Source organism: Ewingella sp. S1.OA.A_B6 (assembly GCF_049889095.1).
Taxonomy (GTDB): Bacteria; Pseudomonadota; Gammaproteobacteria; order Enterobacterales; family Enterobacteriaceae; genus Ewingella.
Genome location: NZ_JBLJFK010000005.1, coordinates 168,741 through 187,733 on the forward strand (window position 1 = coordinate 168,741; position 18,993 = coordinate 187,733).

Genomic DNA, 18,993 nt, shown 5'->3' on the forward strand with positions numbered 1-18,993 from the left:
GCCTTTCCATGGCAGTCAGGGTAAGAAAAGTGACTTAATTGTAACAAAAGCACCCACTTTGAGACAGGTAAATATACCTGTTAAAACCGAATGATATAAGCGTGCTACGACTGTCAGACCGTGCTTTTACACTCACTGACACAACTCGACAGTGGGCTGACAGGAATCGTAGGAATTATTTTTCCGGAATCTTTTATTTGAGAAAACTTTTATTTAGAAACGTTCACTTCAGGAAGTGGATTAAATCCGGATAGGGAGGTCTTTTTGCGGACATCAGCAGGCCGCGAAAAACAGCCTGCTGCAAACAGGGATTTACTTGTTGTTGATCGCGGAAGAAAGGTGCAGCGCGGGAGCATCAAGGTGGACAACCGGATTTTCGGAATAGAGATAGCGGTCAACGTTGAATTCGAAATCATCGCTGGTGGCACGGAACAGCATCTGCTTGGTGTTTTCCAGATGCTGCCACATCGCCAGTTTGGCTGCGTGCGGATCACGGCGGATCAACGCCTTGAGGATCTGGTCATGATCTTCGCACCAGCTTTCGATCGACTTCGCGTCGATATGCTCATGCAATTTACGCCAATAGGGATTCTGACGGCGCTGACTCCACATCTTCTCTACGATGCTCGCCATGGCGCTGTTCTGCGTGGATTGCGCTACCTGAACGTGGAATTTCAGATCCCACTCGGAATCGCGAAAGCGGTCCTCCAGACGGGCTTGCTCCTGAATTTCCATCAAACGTATGATGTCTTGTTTGGTCACCTGCGTGGCGGCAAATTCAGCAATATTACTTTCTATCAGCTGACGCGCTTGTAATAATTCAAATGGACCGGCTGCGCCAAACTCCAGGCTGCTATCGGTCATAACCAGATGTTTTTGCTGGTTGGACATCACATGAATGCCGGAACCTTTACGCACCTCAACATAGCCTTCCACTTCAAGCATGATGATCGCTTCACGCACCACGGTGCGACTGACGTTCATCTCTTCCGAAATCAGGCGCTCGGCCGGTAATTTTTCGCCGACGGGATAAACGCCGCTCTCAACTCTCTCCTTGAGCGTGGCTGCCAGTTGTTGATAAAGACGTCTGGTTTCAGTAGGTTCCATGGCTTTACTCTTCATTGATATAAACGGAAGCGATAAAAATGTCGTTGAATGACAGAGAGCATTCTCCCAGGCTGCATCGCCTGCCGGGGTAAAACTTGTTATACCAGTATACGAGGAACGCAGGACGGTTGCACCGTCAAAGACATGTCAGAAAGGTGCATTCGGATGAACAAAATGAAAAAGCCCGGGTTGTTTTCCGGGCCAAAACAGTGATATCAGACTTTTGCGGGTTGCAAAGGCTGAGCGGTAGGTTCCACCGCTGAGCGGTTCTGCAGAACGGTCCAGATGACGACTGCACCTAACAGATCGAACACTGAAAGCGCGGCAAACAGCGGGCTGAAGCCCAATGTATCGGCCAGAGCGCCTACCACCAGAGCAAACATCGTGCTGGCTGTCCATGCGGCCATCCCAGTCAGTCCGTTGGCTGTCGCAACTTCGTTACGACCAAACACGTCTGAAGATAGGGTGATCAATGCGCCGGAAAGTGACTGGTGCGCAAATCCGCCGACGCACAACAAAGCAATGGCGGCATAAGGGCTGGTGAATAGACCAATCATCCCGGGGCCAATCATCAATACTGCCCCCATGGTGACGACCAGTTTGCGTGACACGATCAGGTTAACTTTGAAATATTTCTGGAACAGTGGTGGCAGATACCCGCCGACGATGCAGCCTAAGTCAGCAAAGAGCATTGGCATCCAGGCGAACATGGCGATGTGTTTCAGGTCGAAACCATAAGCCTTGAACATAAACAGCGGGATCCATGCATTGAATGTCCCCCAGGCAGGCTCTGCCAGGAAACGTGGCAGCGCGATACCCCAGAACTGGCGGTTACGCAGGATTTCCCATGCTGACATCTTCTTGCCATTGTCGGTCTGATGCTGCGCTTCCTGTCCACCAAGAATATATTCACGTTCAGTTTCGCTGAGTTTTTTCTGGTCTTTCGGGTGTTTGTAAAAGATTAACCAGCAGATGGCCCAGACCAAACTGAGGGCACCGGTAATGATGAAGGCGAGTTGCCAGCTATGCACAAGGATGCACCAGACAACCAGCGGCGGCGCAATCATCCCGCCGATAGACGAGCCCACGTTAAAGTAGCCTACTGCAATCGAACGTTCCTTCGCAGGGAACCATTCGCTACTGGCTTTCAGGCCGGCAGGGATCATCGCCGCTTCTGCCATACCGACAGCACCGCGGGCAATCGCCAGACCGCCCCAACTGCTGGCCAGGGCAGTCGCCATACAAAACAGCGCCCACATAATGGCAAACATGGCGTAACCGACTTTGGTTCCCATGACGTCAAGCACATAACCGGCAACCGGCTGCATAAGGGTATAGCAGGCGGAATAGGCGGCGATAATATAAGAATATTGCTGAGTGCTAATGTTGAGTTGGCTCATCAGCGTCGGTGCTGCAGCGGCTATGGCGTTACGTGTTAAATAGCCTAATACAGTACCGACTGTGACCAGTCCGATCATGTACCAGCGTAACCCTTTGATCTTACTCATTTAACTCTCTCCCAGTAAATAATCCGGTATTGTCTGCACGTTTGTGGCCGCAGTACACTGAGCACCGCCGCTCAGTGCGGGGCTTCAGCTTGTAGTGCTGCTGATGAGTACGTTATTTGACTACCCTGTTTTGGTTCTCCCAGTGTCCCCGACAAAAACGTTAGTGATGTGGCAGGTCTTCACTCACGCTCTTGTTGGGGCGAGCTAAAGATAACTTGTCATACAGATTTAAAATTTGAATGACATCACAAAAACACATTAAGAATGTGTGGATAATAGATATCAACGCAATAAATTAAAAAATATCATTTTTTTCAATTAGATAATGTTTTTTTAATAATGTTTGTACCATCATCCACCCCTTTAAAGACGTTAAATAGTGCTGGACGATGACTGTAATTGGTGTGATAACTTCGCATCAGTGAGAGACAACTCAGAAAAGAATTCAAGGTGAGGGACCTAAGATGACGCAGTTTTTAACCGAAGATTTCCTGCTGGACAGCGAGACAGCGCGTCGGCTTTATCATGACTATGCAAAAGACCAGCCGATTTTTGACTATCACTGTCACCTGCCGCCGGAACAAATCGCGCAGGACTATCAATTCAAGAACATGTATGACGTCTGGCTGAAAGGCGATCACTACAAATGGCGTGCTATGCGTACCAATGGCGTGCCTGAGCGCATGTGTACCGGCGACGCCAGCGATCGTGAGAAGTTCGATGCCTGGGCTGCTACCGTTCCACATACTATCGGTAACCCGCTCTATATCTGGACTCACCTCGAACTTCGACGTCCGTTTGGCATTACCGGCAAACTACTTTCACCGACGACGGCGTCGGAAATCTGGGATCGCGGTAACGAATTGTTAGCGCAGAAGAGCTTCAGCGCGCGTGGCATCATGAAACAAATGAACGTGAAATTGGTCGGTACCACCGACGACCCAATCGATTCATTGGAACACCACAAATCCGTGGCACAAGACACCCGTTTTGACGTCAAAGTGCTGCCAAGCTGGCGCCCGGACAAAGCCTTCAACATTGAAGCTGAGAGCTTCAATGATTACATGAAGAAACTGGAAACTGCCGCCGATGTCTCCATCACGCGCTTCAGTGATTTGCGCGATGCGCTGAAAAAGCGTCTGGACCACTTCGCGGCGCATGGCTGTAAAGTGTCCGACCATGCGCTGGACGTGGTGGTGTACGGCGAAGCGGATGACGCAACACTGGATGGTATTTTGTCTCGTCGCCTGAGCGGCACAATACCCAACAAAGAAGAAATCGCCCAGTTCAAAACCGGCGTGCTGCTTTATCTGGCTTCAGAATATCAACGCCGTGAATGGGTACAGCAGTACCACATAGGCGCACTACGTAATAACAACACCCGCATGTTCCAGCTGATCGGTGCCGACGTGGGCTTCGACTCCATTAATGACCAACCGCTGGCAGAGCCGCTGTCCAAGTTGCTTGGCGCGCAGGGCATGGCCGGCGGCTTACCTAAAACGATTCTGTACTGCCTGAATCCGCGTGATAACGAAGTCATCGGCACCATGGTCGGTAACTTCCAGGGCGAAGGGATGCCGGGCAAGATTCAATTTGGTGCTGGCTGGTGGTTCAACGATCAAAAAGACGGCATGCAGCGCCAGATGACGCAGCTCGCCAATCTGGGCTTACTGAGCCGCTTCGTTGGGATGCTTACCGATAGCCGCAGCTTCCTGTCCTACACGCGCCATGAATATTTTCGTCGCATCCTGTGTCAGATGATTGGCCGCTGGGTAGAAGATGGCGAAGCGCCGAACGACATGGCGCTGCTGGGCAACATGGTTAAGAACATTTGTTTCGATAATGCGAAAGAGTATTTCGCCATTGAATTGAACTGAGTAAAACCCGCCAGGTGTGATGTGTCGCGCCCGGCAGGGTCAAAATTCTTATTCAGATTAATAATTTCTTCTGAACACGACGGTGATGGAGCGCGAACCGCCTTCAAAGACCGGCGTTTGCGTAAATTTAAGGTGAGTGTGAGATGCAAAGGTTAAACCGTCGTGATTTCCCCGGATGCCATTTCCCGGAAAAAATTATTCAGTTTGGTGAAGGCAATTTCCTGCGTGCGTTTGTTGACTGGCAGATTGACCTGCTGAACGAACATACCGATCTGAATGCCGGCATCGTGATTGTGCGCCCGATCAACAGCGACTTCCCGCCTTCGCTGAATGAGCAGGATGGCCTTTACACCACCATCATCAGTGGCCTGAACGAACAGGGTGAACGCGTGCGAGATACGCGGGTGATCCGCTCAGTTAACCGTGAAATCGATATTTACCACCAGTTCGATGATTATCTGGCGCTGGCGCACAACCCGGACATTCGTTTTGTCTTTTCCAATACCACCGAAGCGGGTATCAGCTACGTGGAGGGCGACCGCTTTGACGATGCGCCGCCGGTCAGCTTCCCCGCTAAACTGACCCGTTTGCTGTTCGAGCGCTTCACGCATTTTGCCGGCGCAGCAGATAAAGGCTGGGTACTGCTGCCGTGCGAACTGATCGACTACAACGGCGAGAAATTGCTGGAACTGGTGCAGCGTTATGCAACCGAATGGGCCTTACCGGCAGCGTTCAACCAGTGGCTGCTCACTGATAACACCTTCTGTTCGACGCTGGTTGATCGCATTGTGACTGGCTATCCGCGCAGTGAAGTAGACAGCCTGCAGGCTGAGCTGGGTTATCAGGACAGTTTCTTCGACAGCGCCGAACACTTTTACCTGTTTGTTATCCAGGGGCCGAAAAGCCTGACGCAGGAACTGCGTTTGGACAAACTGCCGCTGAATATCCTGTTGGTCGATGACATCAAACCCTACAAAGAACGCAAAGTAGCCATTCTCAATGGTGCGCATACCGCTCTGGTGCCAGTGGCATTTCTTGCCGGGCTGGACACGGTAGGCGAAGCGATGAATGACCCGCAAATCAGCCGCTTTGTTGAAATGGCGATCGCCGAAGAGATCTCACCGGTGCTGAACTTACCGCAGGCCGAACTGACGTCGTTTGCGCAGGCGGTATTGAGCCGTTTCCGCAACCCGTTTATTCAGCATCAGTTGCTGTCGATTGCCCTTAACGGCATGACCAAGTTCCGTACCCGCATTCTGCCGCAGCTGCTGGCCAGCCAGCAGATGAACGGCCTGTTGCCACCACGTCTGACTTTTGCGCTGGCCGCGTTGCTGGCGTTTTATCGCGGTGAGCGCAACGGCGAAATCTTCCCATTACAGGATGACGCAAAGTGGCTGAGCCTGTTTTCTTCACGGTGGAGTGAAGTACGCCGTGGAGAGCTTACTCTCAGTGGCTTGGTTGCAACGGTCCTTGCTGATGAGCAGCACTGGGGGCTGGACCTGAATACGGTGCCGGGTCTGAATGAAAAAGTGACCGAACAGTTACAGGCAATTGAGGATCGTGGTATGCGCGATGCACTCACGGCTTACAGTTAAGAGGTTGATTATGAATAGTATCATACAGATTCACCCCGCTGATAACGTCGCCGTCGCCCTGCAGGATCTTGAATCCGGCGAACCAACCGAAGCCGGTGTTACGCTGCTTCAGGCGGTAGTGCGTGGGCATAAGTTTGCGATAAAACCCATCGCTGCTGGCCAAAATATCATCAAGTATGGCCTGCCTATCGGGCATGCATTGATGGACATTGCCGCCGGTGAGCATATTCACTCGCAGAATGCCAAAACCAATCTCAGCGATCTGGACCAGTATCAGTATCAGCCGGAGTTCGTCGAACTTCCTCCGCAAATGGCCGATCGCGAGGTGCAGGTTTATCGCCGTAAAAACGGTCTGGTGGGTATCCGTAACGAACTGTGGTTGATCCCGACGGTCGGTTGCGTCAACGGGATTGCTAAGCAGATTCAACAACGCTTTTTGAAAGAAACCAATCAGGCTGAAGGCACTGATGGCGTCTATCTGTTCACGCATCCATTTGGTTGTTCTCAACTGGGTGATGACCACATTAATACCCGCACCATGCTGCAAAATATGGTTCGCCATCCGAACGCCGGTGCGGTGCTGGTGATTGGTCTGGGGTGTGAAAATAATCAGGTGGATGTGTTCCGCGACACGCTGGGAGACGTGGATGACGAGCGCGTGCGCTTCATGACGCTGCAAAAGTTTGATGACGAAGTGGAAGCCGGGCTGGAGCGCCTGCGTGAGCTTTACGCAGTAATGCGCCATGACCAGCGCGTGCCAGGTAAACTCAGTGAGCTGAAGTTTGGTCTGGAATGCGGCGGCTCCGACGGTTTGTCCGGCATTACGGCTAACCCGCTGCTCGGACGTTTTTCCGATTACGTGATCGCTAACGGCGGCACCTCCGTATTGACGGAAGTCCCGGAAATGTTTGGTGCAGAACGTATACTGATGAGCCGTTGCCGCGACGAGCAGACGTTTGAAAAAACCGTTCACATGGTGAACGACTTCAAACAGTATTTCATCGAGCACAATCAGCCGATTTACGAGAATCCGTCGCCGGGCAACAAAGCGGGCGGTATTACTACGCTGGAAGAGAAATCGCTCGGTTGTACCCAGAAAGCCGGTCAAAGTCCGGTAGTGGACGTCCTCAAGTATGGCGAACGCCTGTCCCGTCACGGGCTTAACCTGCTCAGTGCACCGGGTAACGACGCGGTTGCTACCAGTGCGCTGGCGGGCGCCGGTTGCCATATGGTTCTGTTCAGCACCGGACGTGGCACGCCTTATGGCGGTTTTGTGCCGACCGTTAAACTGGCGACCAACAGCGAGCTGGCGGCCAAGAAACCACACTGGATTGACTTCGATGCGGGAAAACTCATTCACGGTGTTCCGATGGACGACCTGCTCAGTGAATTTGTCGATCTGATTGTCGGCATTGCTGACGGTAAACTGTCGAAAAATGAATTGAATGATTTCCGCGAACTGGCGATTTTCAAAAGCGGCGTGACATTGTAGTTACTGAGTTTTAGGATGAAGGTGAAACGGTGTTTCAATATGTGAGGCGCCGTAAACTTTCTCCTGGCTGGATAATGATGTTTGCACATGAGTGACTTCTGGAACGCGCACTATATCTGGTTTGCGCAGGGCGTTGGCGTACTGGCATTCTTTGTCGGCATCACGATGTTCTTCAACCGCAACGACCGCCGTTTTAAACAACAGCTCTCCGCCTACAGCGCCATTATTGGCGTTCATTTTTTGTTAATGGGGGCTAATCCGGCGGGAATGAGCGCCTTGCTCAACGCTGTCCGTACCCTGATCACCCTGAAAACACGCAACCAGTGGGTGATGGTAGTCTTTATTGCTCTGACACTTATTTTTGGCATCGGCAAAGCCAAACACCTGATGGAATTGCTGCCAATCGTCGGTACCGTAGCCAGTACCTGGGCACTGTTTCGCACCAGCGGGCTAAAGACCCGATGCATCATGTGGGGTTCCACCTGCTGCTGGGTCATTCACAATATCTGGCTCGGTTCGATCGGTGGTTCACTGATCGAGGGCAGCTTCCTGCTGATGAACGGTTACAACATACTGCGTTTTCGCCACCTTCAGCGGCAGGGGATTGATCCTTTCGCCGTGGAGAATGCGGTGGAGAAAAAGCGCTGATTTGCACGGATGTCTAATCCAGTTTCAGCGGTGGCAGTTGGCCGAAAATACTCAGCAGGCCTTCGCCCCAGCCCTTGCTTATCATACCGAAGTACGGATGTTCTTCGGTAATGCGGTGCTGCTGCGCGGAACTGTAGCTGTCAGCCGGGTAGATCATCACATCCAGCGGTAAACCGACGGACAGATTGCTGCGCAGGGTGGAATCCATCGAAATCAATGCGCACTGCATCGCCTGTTCCAGCGGGGTATTGTAGTTCAGCACGCGGTCAATAATAGGTTTGCCGTACTTGCTTTCGCCAATCTGAAAGTAGGGGGTGTCATGCGTCGCTTCGATGAAATTGCCCTGCGGATAAATATGGAACAGCCGCAATCCATCTCCTTTAATCTGACCGCCGAGCAGTAAATTGCAGCTGAAATCAGTCATGCCGCCCTGATTGGCACCGCTGTCGCGGGCAATCACTTCACGCACCGTTTCTCCCAGCAGGCTGGCTGCGTCATACATCGACGTCGCATTCAACAGATTCTCGCGTTCAGGATCAAGGCAGCGCCGGTGTAGCATGCTGATGATGCTCTGTGTGGTCGCCAGATTTCCGGCACTCTGAATCACCAGCATCCGTTCATCACTCTGATGAAAAATATGCAGTTTGCGGAAAGTGGAAATGTGGTCCACTCCGGCATTAGTGCGCGAGTCCGAGACAAAAACCAGGCCAGAGGACAAGCGCATGGCCACACAGTAAGTCATAGGAATATCTACCTTTTCAGTAAGTCATCCTCATTGAGGAATATCGAGCATGTGAACCGCCGCGACGGTGTGCATATCTTCACATCCTCCGCCTAAACGGATACCGCGAACCGGGCATGCATCAAGATAATCGATACCGATAGCCAGTTTCAAATGCTGATTGGGTTGGCAGGTATTGTTAGTCACATCAAAGCTCTGCCAGCGGTCATCAAGCCAGGCTTCGGCCCACGCATGCATGGCGACGTGCGTCGAGTCTTCGCTGTAGAGATAACCGCTGACGTAGCGGGCCGGAATGCCCAGACTGCGGCAACAGGCCAGAAAAACATGGGTGTGATCCTGACAGACGCCCTGTTGCGCCGAAAAGGCCTGCGAAGCGCTGTCTTTTACCGTGGTGGTCCCTGGGCTGTAGGGCATTTTCAGCAGCAGTTCGCCCATCAGCGTACACAGACTCTCATGTTGAGCTTGCGGGCGGTAATAGCGGCCGGCAAAGTCACGGATCGCCCCGTCCGCGTGGGTCAGTGGGCTGGTGCGCAGAAAGACCAGCGGCGACAAATGCCCGCAATTATCGTCTTCCACATTGTCTTCAATTTCCACCACGCCATTGGCTTCGATAGTGATCGCCTGATGGGGTTGGTCCAGCGTCAGAACATGGAGCACATTCCCGTAAGCATCCAACGTGCGGGTGGCATATTCCGGCAGCGTCAGATCCCACGACAAGATCTTCTGATGGCTGGAGTCCTGCGGCGTCAGGCGAAGATACTGCGTACTGCGTTTGACCTGCTGCGCATAGGTGTAATGCGTCTGATGACTGACATTCAGTTTCATTATTGTGCCTCCAGATAAGTTTGATGGATGCTCTCTGCAATGGCGCTGGTTTTACCGAGGAACTGCGTCAGCCATTCCGTCAGGCCCTCTGCCATAATTTCATCCAGCGTGGTGAAGCGCAGTTCAGCATGCAGTGTATGCACCCGGCGGCGCGGTAAATTGCCGGAAGTGCCGCCAATCAGTTCGAGCTGTTCGGCCATGATCTCCACGCAGGCCAGCAGGGATCGCGGCAATTCACCCCGTAAGATCAGCAGTTCGGAGATCGTCTCGCGGCTGATTTGCTGTTTGTAGAGCGTATGGAAGGCTTCGCGCGCGCTTACTGCCCGCAGCAGGGTATCCATCCGGTAGTATTCCCGCACCGGGTCTTCATCGGCATCAAGCAGCTGGTGAGTGACATCCAGCAATCGTGCGGTGCTGTCAGCGCGTTCAAGCATGGTACCGAGACGAATGAAATTCAGCGCGTCGCTGCGCAGTAACGTGCCAAACATCGCGCCACGAAACAGATGCGAACGCTCTTTTACCCAGTCGAAAAAGGCGTCAGCGCCGAGCGCAGCCACGCCCTGACGACGGATCAATTTCATCTCAATCCACGACGCGTTAATGCTCTCCCACACCTCAGATGACAGACTGCCGCGCACTGCGTGGGCGTTATTCCACGCCATCTGCATGCAGCTGAAAATACTGCTGTGGTTGATATTATCCAGGGCAAAAAAGTTGAGCAGATTGCTCATGGTGACCTGAGGATAATGCTCACTGAACAGCGTCTGCGTGCCGGTGAGCGTTAACGGAACCATCAGATCATTTTGATCGTCGTTCAGTTGGGTGTGATCGCGGATCGACATCATCGACAGTTTGTTAGTGACGTCGAGCAGGCGGGCAATGTTTTCGGCGCGTTCCAGATAACGTGCCATCCAGTACAACTCACTGGCGGTTCTGCTTAGCATTCGTCGTCCTCCGCACTGTTTTTCTCTATCGGCTCATCCTCTAACACCCAGGTGTCTTTGGTTCCGCCACCTTGCGATGAGTTGACCACCAGTGACCCTTCCTCCAGCGCCACGCGCGTTAAACCGCCTGGCACCAGGCGGATCTCTGCGCCGGTCAGTGCGAAGGGTCGCAGATCGATGTGACGCGGTGCCAGACCGCTATCAACGAACGTCGGGCAGGTCGAAAGTGCCAGCGTCTCCTGAGCGATATAATTTTCAGGACGTGCCCTGAGCAGATCGCGGAAACGGGCGATCTCCGCAAGACTGGCCGTCGGGCCAATGAGCATGCCATAGCCCCCTGCGCCGTGAACCTCTTTCACGACCATCTTTTCCAGATTCGCCAGCACAAAAGAGAGTGCTTTTTTGTCACGACATTGCCAGGTTGGCACATTGTTGAGGATCGGCTCTTCGGAGAGGTAAAAACGGATCATCTCCGGCACGTAAGGATAAATGGATTTGTCATCGGCAACGCCGGTGCCAATTGCATTGGCCAGCACCACGCCGCCAGCACGGTAGACCGACAGCAAACCCGGCACGCCGAGCATGGAGTCAGCGCGAAACGCCAGCGGGTCGAGGAAGGCATCATCAAGGCGGCGGTAAATGACATCAATCTTGCACGGTCCGGACGTGGTGCGCATAAACACGGCGCCGTCTTTGACGTACAGGTCGACGCTTTCCACCAGCTCGACCCCCATTTGCTGTGCCAGAAAGCTGTGTTCGAAATAGGCGCTATTAAAACGGCCAGGAGTCAGCACCACGACGGTCGGATCATTGACCGGTGTACTTTCGCGCAGAGTTTGTAGCAAGTGGGAAGGGTAGCGGGAAACCGGTGCAATACGCTGTTCAGCGAACAATTCCGGATACAACCGCATCATCATCTTACGGTTTTCCAGCATGTACGAAACACCGGACGGCGTTCGCAGGTTGTCCTCCAGAACGTAATATTCGCCATCACCGCCGCGCACCATGTCTGTTCCTGCAATATGCGCATAGGTGTCGCGATGCAGGTCGATGCCCTGCATGCACGGCTGATACTGGTCATTTGCCAGCACTTGTTCGGCAGGCACAATGCCAGCCTTAAGGATGTTCTGATCGTGGTAAATATCATGCAGAAAAGCATTCAACGCCTGTACGCGCTGGCGGATCCCCAGATCCAGCATTTTCCACTCGTTAGCAGGAATAATACGCGGCACGCTGTCGAACGGAATCAGCCGCTCAGCACCGTCATCTTCGCCGTACACATTAAAGGTGATCCCCACCCGGTGAAACAGCAGCGCCGCCTCTTCTTTCTTGCGCTGGACGGCCTGTTGATCGGCCTTCTGTAACCACTGCCAGTAAGCCTCGTAATGGCCGCGATGCTGTCCTTCAGCCATTAACATTTCATCAAAAAAGGGTGAATCGGAAAGGTCGATGTTGATCATATTCACCTCAATGACAGGTCGGGCTGTTTCATTTTTTAAGAGAATTTTTTTTACGTTACAAAAGGGACACGCATAAAGTGTGCCAGCGTGCATAAACCGCGGAAACACGTCTAAAAATCAGTATCTACGCGCTATTTAGGTGCGTAATGCTAACGGCTTGCCTGAATTTGGGGCAAAAAAAGGCGTCGTTTATTGAGTATGGTCGCTGATGAGGCAATCGTCAGCGCAGGGAATAAGACAAAAAAAAGGCCAGCCCGAAGGCTGACCTGATCCCTGCACTGCGTTTGGATTAACGACGTACAGCGATGGCTTCTATTTCGATTTTTACGTCTTTTGGCAGACGGGCTACTTCGACGCATGAACGTGCCGGGAACGGCGCATTGTGCTCGGTGAAGAAGGCTTCGTAGGTGGCGTTAACGGTCGCAAAATCATTCAGATCTTTCACGAAAACAGTGGTTTTCACAATATCTGATACTTTCAGGTTAGCGGCTTCAACAATGGCTTTAACATTTTCCAAAGACTGGCGCGCCTGAGCGGCGATATCATCGGCGACGGCGCCGGTTTTAGGATCCACCGGGATCTGGCCGGAAGTGATGATCATGCTGCCAAGATCAACGCCCTGAACGTAAGGACCGATGGCTGCGGGTGCATTTTCAGTACTGATTTCGCGGGACATGGTGTCTCCTGATTTGAGTGGTCGGATTTTAAAACTTATGGCCAGTATAAAGGCCATGCTTCAAAAGTCATTACGCCTGTCGTGTCAGTCGTTATTCATCACCACCTGATGCTCAAACTCTTTCTCACAATATTTACATTGCAGATGCACGTCGCCCTGACGTTTTTTCACCGCAAAGCTTGACGCCACCTGCTCTGAACGGCTGATGCAGTTGCTGTTTGGGCAGCGCAGCACACCTTCGATGTGGTCCGGCAGGGTTGGCATCAGCTTTTTCACCACGACATAATCGTCAATGCGGTTAACCGTGGCGTTCGGCGCATATACCGCCAGCTGATTGACCTGCTGTTCGGTCAGGAAGGTATTCTCTATTTTGATCAAATCTTTACGGCCAAGCTCATTGGACGGCAGGTTCAGCCCGATGGTGATACGCTGATCGGTTTCGGTCAGCTTAAACAGCGACAGTAATTTGAAGCCGATTTGTGCCGGAATATGGTCAATCACCGTGCCGCATTTAATGGCTTCAACCTGAAGTTTATTATCGTGAGTCATACTATTTTCTCCTCAAGTTTATTGGGCGGTGTCGGCGTTAAGTACCAATGCCAGTAAGGCCTGACGGGCGAAAATGCCGTTGCCGGCCTGCTGGAAATACCAGGCATAAGGGGTTTTATCAACGTCTGGCGTAATTTCATCAATGCGTGGCAGCGGATGCAGTACTTTCATATGCGCCTGGGCACCGACCAGATCGGCAGCGCGCAGAACAAACTGGGCTTTGACGTTAGCGTACTCGGACGGGTCCAGGCGCTCTTTCTGTACCCGGGTCATATAGAGAATATCCAGCTCCGGTACGACGTCATCAATGCTTTCATGAAGGCTGTATTCAATGCCTTTCTCTTCCAGCAGGGAGAGAATATAGCCCGGCATCGCCAGCGCGTCGGGCGCGATAAAGTAAAAGCGATTGCCCTGGAATTTAGCCAGCGCCTGAGCAAGAGAGTGAACGGTACGGCCATATTTAAGGTCACCGACCATGGCAATCTTGATATTGTCGAGGCGGCCCTGGGTTTCGCGAATGGTGAACAGATCAAGCAAGGTTTGCGTCGGATGCTGATTGGCACCGTCACCGGCATTGAGGATCGGAATTCCGCCGGAGAATTCGGTCGCCAGACGCGCCGCGCCCTCCTGTGGGTGGCGCATCACGATGGCATCAACGTAAGTGCTGATCACCGAAATGGTGTCGGCCAGCGTTTCGCCTTTTTTACCGAGCGAGGTATTGGAGCCGTCAGCGAAACCGACCACCGATGCACCAAGACGATGGATCGACGTTTCAAACGATAGGCGGGTACGCGTTGAGGCTTCGAAGAAACAGCTGGCGATCACTTTATGTTTCAACAGTTCAGGTTGCGGCTGGGCTTTAAGACTGGCAGCGGTATCAAGTACCAGCTCCAACTCTTCACGGCTGAGATCGTTGATTGAGATAATGTGTTTTTGGTATAGCGGGTTAGCCATTGCTTCTCTCCTCTTAATCCCCTTCGTGCCTGAAGCTGTAGCTGCGTTGCCTGCGCTCGTTCACCCGAATCACTTACTTGAGTAAGCTCATCGGGATTCTTTCGCTTGCTGCCTTGCCACAACGCCAATTACTTTGGGTTTTTTTGGGTCAATTGGTTCTCGAATTCTGGACAAAAAAAAGCCCCTTTAATAAGGGGCTTTCATCAGATCGGCAATGCAACGGAAGAACAACGGCAGCGGACTGCCTTCTGGCACAGCGTTTTGTGACTGTTTTTGAACACAGCAAACCTGTCGATTGTTCATGGGTTCTCCCGGCAAATTGTCGCGCATTATACGCCCGCCATCGACGACATCAAGCGGAAAAATCATACGCAGCCAATCGATTGGCTGCGGGCCAAAATTGAGGCCAGAAGTGTTAACTGGATCATGCGGCGTTGCCTGCGGGTGCTTTATCATGGCATCGTATTGAAACGTGATTTCATTTTAAATTAGCAAAGGGAAGACCATGTTAACTGGAAATATTCATCAACTGCATCTGGTGCCTTATCTGCCTGCCGAACTGCGTGACGCCATCGAGTATGTGAAGCAGCACATCACCGCGGAAACGCCGCTCGGCAAACATGATATCCGCGGTAACGACGCTTTTGTGCTGATCTCCAATGACGCTACTGAGCCACAATCCGTGCGTCGTGCAGAGTTTCACGCCCGCTATCTGGATATTCAAATTATCCTTAATGGCACCGAAGGCATGACGTTCAGTAATCAGCCCGCCGGTAAAGTCGATACCGACTGGCTGGCTGACAAAGACATCGCGTTTTTATCCGCCGGTGAGCAGGAAAAAACCATCGTGTTGCAGGCTGGTGACTTCGTGGTGTTCTATCCCGGCGAAGTACACAAACCCCTGTGTGTTGTCGGCGAACCGGCCAACGTGCGCAAAGCGGTGGTAAAGATGTTGGTTAACGCTTAAATATTTTCATCCGCCAGCGGCGCAGGCGGCCAAGGCGTTCCGGCGCTTTGAGTTTGTGCTTAATCCACATCACCTGCCATGGTTGCAGACGCGTCTGGCCGGTAAAGGCTTCCCCGCCAATCAAGTCCTTGCCCTCGACGGCCAGTTTCACCACCTGAGACTGGCTGCTGATATTGAAGACGCAGGTAATACGGTCTTCGGTCTGCGGATCATAACGCTCCATCGCAAACAGTGATTTTCCCAGGTCAAACACCCGCTGTCCGGCCTGCGGCGAAAATGCTGGATGCGCACGGCGGTGTTTGATCAACGCATTCAATCCGAAAAAGACACGCGCGGGCAGGCTGTCAGTTTTTTGCAGCGCCGTCTCCAACTCGCCCAGTTTAAGTTTCTTACGATTGATGCGGCGGTTAATTCCCGACTGATGCATACCGTCGAGATCGTTTTCACTGCCCAGCAGGCTGTGAATATAAATCGCCGGTACGCCAATAAACGACAGCAACAGCGCCTGCGCGGCGAGGAACTTACGCGCCTTCAGATCGACGTCATCATCTGGCTCAGTCAGTGCGCTGAGGAAGTTAATATTTAGCTCATACGGCGAGTGCGTGCCGTCACCGTTGTCCTTGTAGGAGACGCGGCCCTCTTTACGCAGCGTTTCCTGCGCCATGTATTTGCGTTCATCGTCGTCGAGAAAGGTTTCGGTCGGTCGCAGCCCGATGCCGTCATGGCTGGCCAGAAAATTGAAATAAGTGGTGTTCGGATAGCGCGCTTCCGCGTTCAGGCTCTGTGCCCATTTCGTCAACGTGGTGGTGTCCTGACGCAAAAAAGCATGCAGTGTGAGCGGCGGCAGCGGGAACTGGTACACCATATGCGCTTCATCACCTTCACCAAAATAGCTGATGTTTTCATGGTGCGGTACGTTGGTTTCGGTGATAAGCCGGGTGCCGGGGATCACTTCGTCGAGGATCGTTCGCCACACTTTAATGATGTTGTGCGCCTGCGGCATGTGAATGGAACGGGTACCGAATTCTTTCCAGATGTAGCCAATCGCATCGAGGCGGATCGACTGCCCGCCGCTGGCGGCGTATTGCAGGAGAACATCAATACTTTCCAGCAATATCTGCGGATTTTTGAAATTGATGTCTACCTGATCTTCGCTGAAGGTGGTCCACAGATACAGCTCTGTGCCGTCGGCTTTAATAAAGGGAGTCAGCAGAGGCGACGCACGAGGGCGGACTACGCTGCTGTAGTCCAGAGCCGGATTGGAGTCGATAAAATAATCTTTGTAGTAAGGCTCGTCGTGCAGATAGCCTTTCATCCAGTCGCTGGAGCGGGAGATGTGGTTGATCACGCAGTCAAACATCAGGTTGAAATGGGTTGAGAGCTGATGAATATCGGACCAGCCGCCAAGGTGTTCGTCAATGCGGCGGTAATCGATGACGCTGAAGCCGTCATCCGAACTGTAGGGATACATCGGCAGAATATGAATATCACTGATGATGTCACGTAAGTACTTGTCTGCGAACTGGTTGAGCGTCTTGAGTGGCAGCTGCTCACCGTGGGTAATATTATCGCCATAGGTGATGAGATAAATATGAGTGCCATCGACCCAATCGGTGGTGCGGTGTTTGCCGTAATCCCATTTCTCTGCCAGATGGAGAATTTTTTTCAGCAGGTCGGCAATGTGTTCCCTGGGATAAATCCGGCTCAATAAACTTTCCAGGCGCAGTACGTATTCCAAATTCACTGATTTCATCGCGATGCCCTTTTTTTACCCCTTCGCCTGAAAACGGCAAAAGAAGGAGTGCTTTAATAAAAAGGTTAGCTGAAAAATCGGCGTTTTGGCGGGGATATGACCTGAAAAACTGCAATATTATGTAAAAGCGGGTGAAGCTATTCCAGCCAAAAAACGGCCCGATGCGCGGTAAAGTAGGCGTCGGGCCAAGGTGGGATCAGAGTGAACCGAGCGTGGCAACCATCACTGCTTTAATGGTGTGCAGGCGGTTTTCAGCCTGATCAAACACGACGCTGTGCGGTGATTCGAACACGTCATCAGTCACTTCCATGCCGCCGTGCAGACCATATTCTTCGGCCATCTGTTTGCCGAGGGTCGTTTGGTCGTCATGGAACGCGGGCAGACAATGTAGAAATTTCACCTGCGGATTACCAGTCAGGGCCAGCATCGCGCTGTTGACCTGATAGGCGCGCAGTAAGTTGATGCGCTCTTTCCAGGTCTCTTTGGGTTCACCCATCGACACCCAGACGTCGGTGTACAAAAAGTCGGCGCCTTTCACACCGGTCGCAATATCTTCCGTCAACAAGATACTGCCGCCATTCTCCTGAGCCAGATGTTGGCAGGTCGCGACCAGTTCGGCATCCGGCCAGCAGGCCGTTGGCGCCACCAGACGTAAATTCAGACCGCACAGCGCTGCGGCTTCCAGCAACGAATTGCCCATATTGTTTCGCGCATCACCCAGATAGGCGAGTTTCATGCCTTTAAGCGGCTGGCCTGGCAGTTGCTCCTGCATTGTCAGCAGGTCGGCCAACAGTTGCGTCGGATGAAACTCGTTGGTCAGGCCGTTCCAGACCGGGACGCCGGAGAACTCCGCCAGCATCTCGACTTTGTCCTGACCGAAACCACGATACTGAATACCGTCGTACATCCTTCCCAGTACGCGTGCGGTGTCTTTCATCGACTCTTTATGGCCGATCTGGCTGCCACTTGGGCCGAGGTAAGTGACGTTTGCGCCCTGATCATAAGCGGCAACTTCGAAAGAGCATCGTGTACGGGTCGAGTCTTTTTCGAAGATGAGCGCGATGTTTTTTCCTTGCAGGTGGGCTTTCTCAGTGCCATTTTTCTTCGCGGCTTTTAGCTCGACAGCGAGCTGGAGGAGGGATGTAATTTCTGACGGGGTAAAATCCAGTAACCTGAGAAAATGACGTTTACTCAAAAGACTCATGGTGTTCCTCTCCAATGCCTTTGCATTTTATGGTGAATATAAATTCAATTTATATGTATGAATATGCAATTACAACCCCGAAATAAAAACTTTGTCGTTTATAGTGGAGGCTGGCCCTTGGCTGTGTGAAAATAGCGGCAATATACGTCACATTGATTGAGGACTGAGGCATGGCAAATCGTGAGTTGCTGGAAGAACAACGTGAAGAAACCCGCTTAATCATCGAGGAACTGCTGGAAGATGGCAGCGATCCTGACGCGCTTTATACTATTGAACACCACTTATCATCAGAGAACTTCGACGTGCTGGAGAAAGCGGCGGTTGAAGCTTTCAAATTGGGTTATGAAGTTACCGACGCAGAAGAGTTGGAAGTTGAAGACGGTACTACCGTAATGTGCTGCGATGTGATCAGCGAAATTGCGCTGAATGCCGAACAGATTGACGTACAGGTTGAACAACTGATGAATCTGGCCGAAGCCCAGGGCGTGAACTATGACGGTTGGGGGACTTATTTCGAAGGCGACGACGAAGATGAAGACGGCGAAGAAGGTGATGAAGAAGGCAAGGAAGGCGAGTTAGTTGATGAAGATGATGACGGTAAGCGTCATTAATCATCTCGTATTTCTGCACTAAATAGATGAAAGGCTGCCGTTTCGGTAGCCTTTTTTCATGATATTTACAGCGTAAACTTA

The 18,993-nt window shown here is 52.1% G+C and carries 18 protein-coding genes; 6 read left to right on the plus strand and 12 right to left on the minus strand.

Annotation, left to right across the window (positions count from 1 at the left end; genetic code table 11):
• Positions 1 to 312 precede the first annotated feature (312 nt).
• Positions 313 to 1,107, minus strand: coding sequence for a transcriptional regulator ExuR (gene exuR / locus ACMV8I_RS13200; protein WP_498865667.1), 795 nt, complete (start codon positions 1,105 to 1,107; stop codon positions 313 to 315).
• A gap of 215 nt (positions 1,108 to 1,322) precedes the next feature.
• Entirely contained in the window at positions 1,323 to 2,615 is a 1,293-nt protein-coding gene (locus ACMV8I_RS13205; RefSeq protein WP_498865668.1) for an MFS transporter, read from the minus strand.
• 464 nt (positions 2,616 to 3,079) lie between these two features.
• Between ACMV8I_RS13205 and uxaC the strand changes: the two genes are divergently transcribed.
• The 4 genes from uxaC to ACMV8I_RS13225 all read left to right on the plus strand — a co-directional run bounded on the left by uxaC (position 3,080) and on the right by ACMV8I_RS13225 (position 8,227).
• Positions 3,080 to 4,492, plus strand: a complete 1,413-nt coding sequence (gene uxaC / locus ACMV8I_RS13210; protein WP_498865669.1) for a glucuronate isomerase — start codon at positions 3,080 to 3,082, stop codon at positions 4,490 to 4,492.
• A gap of 143 nt (positions 4,493 to 4,635) precedes the next feature.
• Positions 4,636 to 6,087 carry a tagaturonate reductase gene (locus tag ACMV8I_RS13215; protein ID WP_498865670.1) on the plus strand — a complete coding sequence of 484 codons (1,452 nt, stop codon included), beginning with the start codon at positions 4,636 to 4,638 and terminating at the stop codon, positions 6,085 to 6,087.
• 10 nt (positions 6,088 to 6,097) lie between these two features.
• Positions 6,098 to 7,579: a UxaA family hydrolase gene (locus ACMV8I_RS13220; RefSeq protein WP_498865671.1), complete on the plus strand. Its 1,482-nt coding sequence runs from the start codon at positions 6,098 to 6,100 to the stop codon at positions 7,577 to 7,579.
• Positions 7,580 to 7,666: 87 nt separating this feature from the next.
• Positions 7,667 to 8,227, plus strand: coding sequence for a YgjV family protein (locus ACMV8I_RS13225; protein ID WP_498865672.1), 561 nt, complete (start codon positions 7,667 to 7,669; stop codon positions 8,225 to 8,227).
• Positions 8,228 to 8,240: 13 nt separating this feature from the next.
• Here ACMV8I_RS13225 and ACMV8I_RS13230 read toward each other — a convergent pair whose 3' ends face one another.
• The 8 genes from ACMV8I_RS13230 to ACMV8I_RS13265 all read right to left on the minus strand — a co-directional run bounded on the left by ACMV8I_RS13230 (position 8,241) and on the right by ACMV8I_RS13265 (position 14,833).
• On the minus strand, positions 8,241 to 8,969 hold the full coding sequence (locus ACMV8I_RS13230) for a proteasome-type protease (protein WP_498865673.1): 729 nt from the start codon (positions 8,967 to 8,969) through the stop codon (positions 8,241 to 8,243).
• A 30-nt stretch (positions 8,970 to 8,999) separates the two neighbouring features.
• Positions 9,000 to 9,794, minus strand: coding sequence for a transglutaminase family protein (locus ACMV8I_RS13235; protein WP_498865674.1), 795 nt, complete (start codon positions 9,792 to 9,794; stop codon positions 9,000 to 9,002).
• Positions 9,794 to 10,738, minus strand: a complete 945-nt coding sequence (locus ACMV8I_RS13240) for an alpha-E domain-containing protein (protein WP_498865675.1) — start codon at positions 10,736 to 10,738, stop codon at positions 9,794 to 9,796. The genes ACMV8I_RS13235 and ACMV8I_RS13240 overlap by 1 nt, the downstream gene beginning before the upstream one ends.
• Positions 10,732 to 12,198 (minus strand): circularly permuted type 2 ATP-grasp protein, encoded by a 1,467-nt coding sequence (locus tag ACMV8I_RS13245; protein WP_498865676.1) that lies wholly within the window; start codon positions 12,196 to 12,198, stop codon positions 10,732 to 10,734. Before ACMV8I_RS13245 ends, ACMV8I_RS13240 begins: the two co-directional genes overlap by 7 nt.
• A gap of 289 nt (positions 12,199 to 12,487) precedes the next feature.
• Positions 12,488 to 12,874 carry a 2-iminobutanoate/2-iminopropanoate deaminase gene (gene ridA / locus ACMV8I_RS13250; protein ID WP_498865677.1) on the minus strand — a complete coding sequence of 129 codons (387 nt, stop codon included), beginning with the start codon at positions 12,872 to 12,874 and terminating at the stop codon, positions 12,488 to 12,490.
• An 84-nt stretch (positions 12,875 to 12,958) separates the two neighbouring features.
• On the minus strand, positions 12,959 to 13,423 hold the full coding sequence (gene pyrI / locus ACMV8I_RS13255) for an aspartate carbamoyltransferase regulatory subunit (RefSeq protein ID WP_498865678.1): 465 nt from the start codon (positions 13,421 to 13,423) through the stop codon (positions 12,959 to 12,961).
• 18 nt (positions 13,424 to 13,441) lie between these two features.
• Positions 13,442 to 14,377: an aspartate carbamoyltransferase gene (gene pyrB / locus ACMV8I_RS13260; protein ID WP_498865679.1), complete on the minus strand. Its 936-nt coding sequence runs from the start codon at positions 14,375 to 14,377 to the stop codon at positions 13,442 to 13,444.
• 186 nt (positions 14,378 to 14,563) lie between these two features.
• On the minus strand, positions 14,564 to 14,833 hold the full coding sequence (locus tag ACMV8I_RS13265; RefSeq protein ID WP_498865680.1) for a hypothetical protein: 270 nt from the start codon (positions 14,831 to 14,833) through the stop codon (positions 14,564 to 14,566).
• A gap of 49 nt (positions 14,834 to 14,882) precedes the next feature.
• Between ACMV8I_RS13265 and ACMV8I_RS13270 the strand changes: the two genes are divergently transcribed.
• Positions 14,883 to 15,344: a NanQ anomerase/TabA/YiaL family protein gene (locus ACMV8I_RS13270; protein WP_498865681.1), complete on the plus strand. Its 462-nt coding sequence runs from the start codon at positions 14,883 to 14,885 to the stop codon at positions 15,342 to 15,344.
• On the opposite strand, the gene ACMV8I_RS13275 is transcribed toward ACMV8I_RS13270, so the two are convergent.
• Both ACMV8I_RS13275 and argF read right to left on the minus strand, forming a co-directional pair.
• A complete protein-coding gene (locus ACMV8I_RS13275) occupies positions 15,334 to 17,097 on the minus strand; it encodes an alpha-amylase family glycosyl hydrolase (protein WP_498865682.1) in 1,764 nt (587 codons plus the stop codon). The two genes, ACMV8I_RS13270 and ACMV8I_RS13275, sit on opposite strands and share 11 nt — an antisense overlap.
• 196 nt (positions 17,098 to 17,293) lie before the next feature.
• Positions 17,294 to 18,301: an ornithine carbamoyltransferase gene (argF, locus tag ACMV8I_RS13280; protein ID WP_498865683.1), complete on the minus strand. Its 1,008-nt coding sequence runs from the start codon at positions 18,299 to 18,301 to the stop codon at positions 17,294 to 17,296.
• Positions 18,302 to 18,471: 170 nt separating this feature from the next.
• On the opposite strand from argF, the gene rraB reads away from it, so the two are divergent.
• Complete coding sequence (rraB, locus tag ACMV8I_RS13285) at positions 18,472 to 18,912, plus strand: ribonuclease E inhibitor RraB (RefSeq protein ID WP_498865684.1); 441 nt, start codon at positions 18,472 to 18,474, stop codon at positions 18,910 to 18,912.
• Positions 18,913 to 18,993 lie beyond the last annotated feature (81 nt).

Excerpts from the sequence above, each read along its gene's own strand:
- exuR (WP_498865667.1), bottom strand. The coding sequence starts at position 1,107 with ATGGAACCTACTGAAACCAGACGTCTTTATCAACAACTGGCAGCCACG.
- ACMV8I_RS13205 (WP_498865668.1), bottom strand. The coding sequence starts at position 2,615 with ATGAGTAAGATCAAAGGGTTACGCTGGTACATGATCGGACTGGTCACA.
- uxaC (WP_498865669.1), top strand. The coding sequence starts at position 3,080 with ATGACGCAGTTTTTAACCGAAGATTTCCTGCTGGACAGCGAGACAGCG.
- ACMV8I_RS13215 (WP_498865670.1), top strand. The coding sequence starts at position 4,636 with ATGCAAAGGTTAAACCGTCGTGATTTCCCCGGATGCCATTTCCCGGAA.
- ACMV8I_RS13220 (WP_498865671.1), top strand. The coding sequence starts at position 6,098 with ATGAATAGTATCATACAGATTCACCCCGCTGATAACGTCGCCGTCGCC.
- ACMV8I_RS13225 (WP_498865672.1), top strand. The coding sequence starts at position 7,667 with ATGAGTGACTTCTGGAACGCGCACTATATCTGGTTTGCGCAGGGCGTT.
- ACMV8I_RS13230 (WP_498865673.1), bottom strand. The coding sequence starts at position 8,969 with ATGACTTACTGTGTGGCCATGCGCTTGTCCTCTGGCCTGGTTTTTGTC.
- ACMV8I_RS13235 (WP_498865674.1), bottom strand. The coding sequence starts at position 9,794 with ATGAAACTGAATGTCAGTCATCAGACGCATTACACCTATGCGCAGCAG.
- ACMV8I_RS13240 (WP_498865675.1), bottom strand. The coding sequence starts at position 10,738 with ATGCTAAGCAGAACCGCCAGTGAGTTGTACTGGATGGCACGTTATCTG.
- ACMV8I_RS13245 (WP_498865676.1), bottom strand. The coding sequence starts at position 12,198 with ATGATCAACATCGACCTTTCCGATTCACCCTTTTTTGATGAAATGTTA.
- ridA (WP_498865677.1), bottom strand. The coding sequence starts at position 12,874 with ATGTCCCGCGAAATCAGTACTGAAAATGCACCCGCAGCCATCGGTCCT.
- pyrI (WP_498865678.1), bottom strand. The coding sequence starts at position 13,423 with ATGACTCACGATAATAAACTTCAGGTTGAAGCCATTAAATGCGGCACG.
- pyrB (WP_498865679.1), bottom strand. The coding sequence starts at position 14,377 with ATGGCTAACCCGCTATACCAAAAACACATTATCTCAATCAACGATCTC.
- ACMV8I_RS13265 (WP_498865680.1), bottom strand. The coding sequence starts at position 14,833 with ATGATAAAGCACCCGCAGGCAACGCCGCATGATCCAGTTAACACTTCT.
- ACMV8I_RS13270 (WP_498865681.1), top strand. The coding sequence starts at position 14,883 with ATGTTAACTGGAAATATTCATCAACTGCATCTGGTGCCTTATCTGCCT.
- ACMV8I_RS13275 (WP_498865682.1), bottom strand. The coding sequence starts at position 17,097 with ATGAAATCAGTGAATTTGGAATACGTACTGCGCCTGGAAAGTTTATTG.
- argF (WP_498865683.1), bottom strand. The coding sequence starts at position 18,301 with ATGAGTCTTTTGAGTAAACGTCATTTTCTCAGGTTACTGGATTTTACC.
- rraB (WP_498865684.1), top strand. The coding sequence starts at position 18,472 with ATGGCAAATCGTGAGTTGCTGGAAGAACAACGTGAAGAAACCCGCTTA.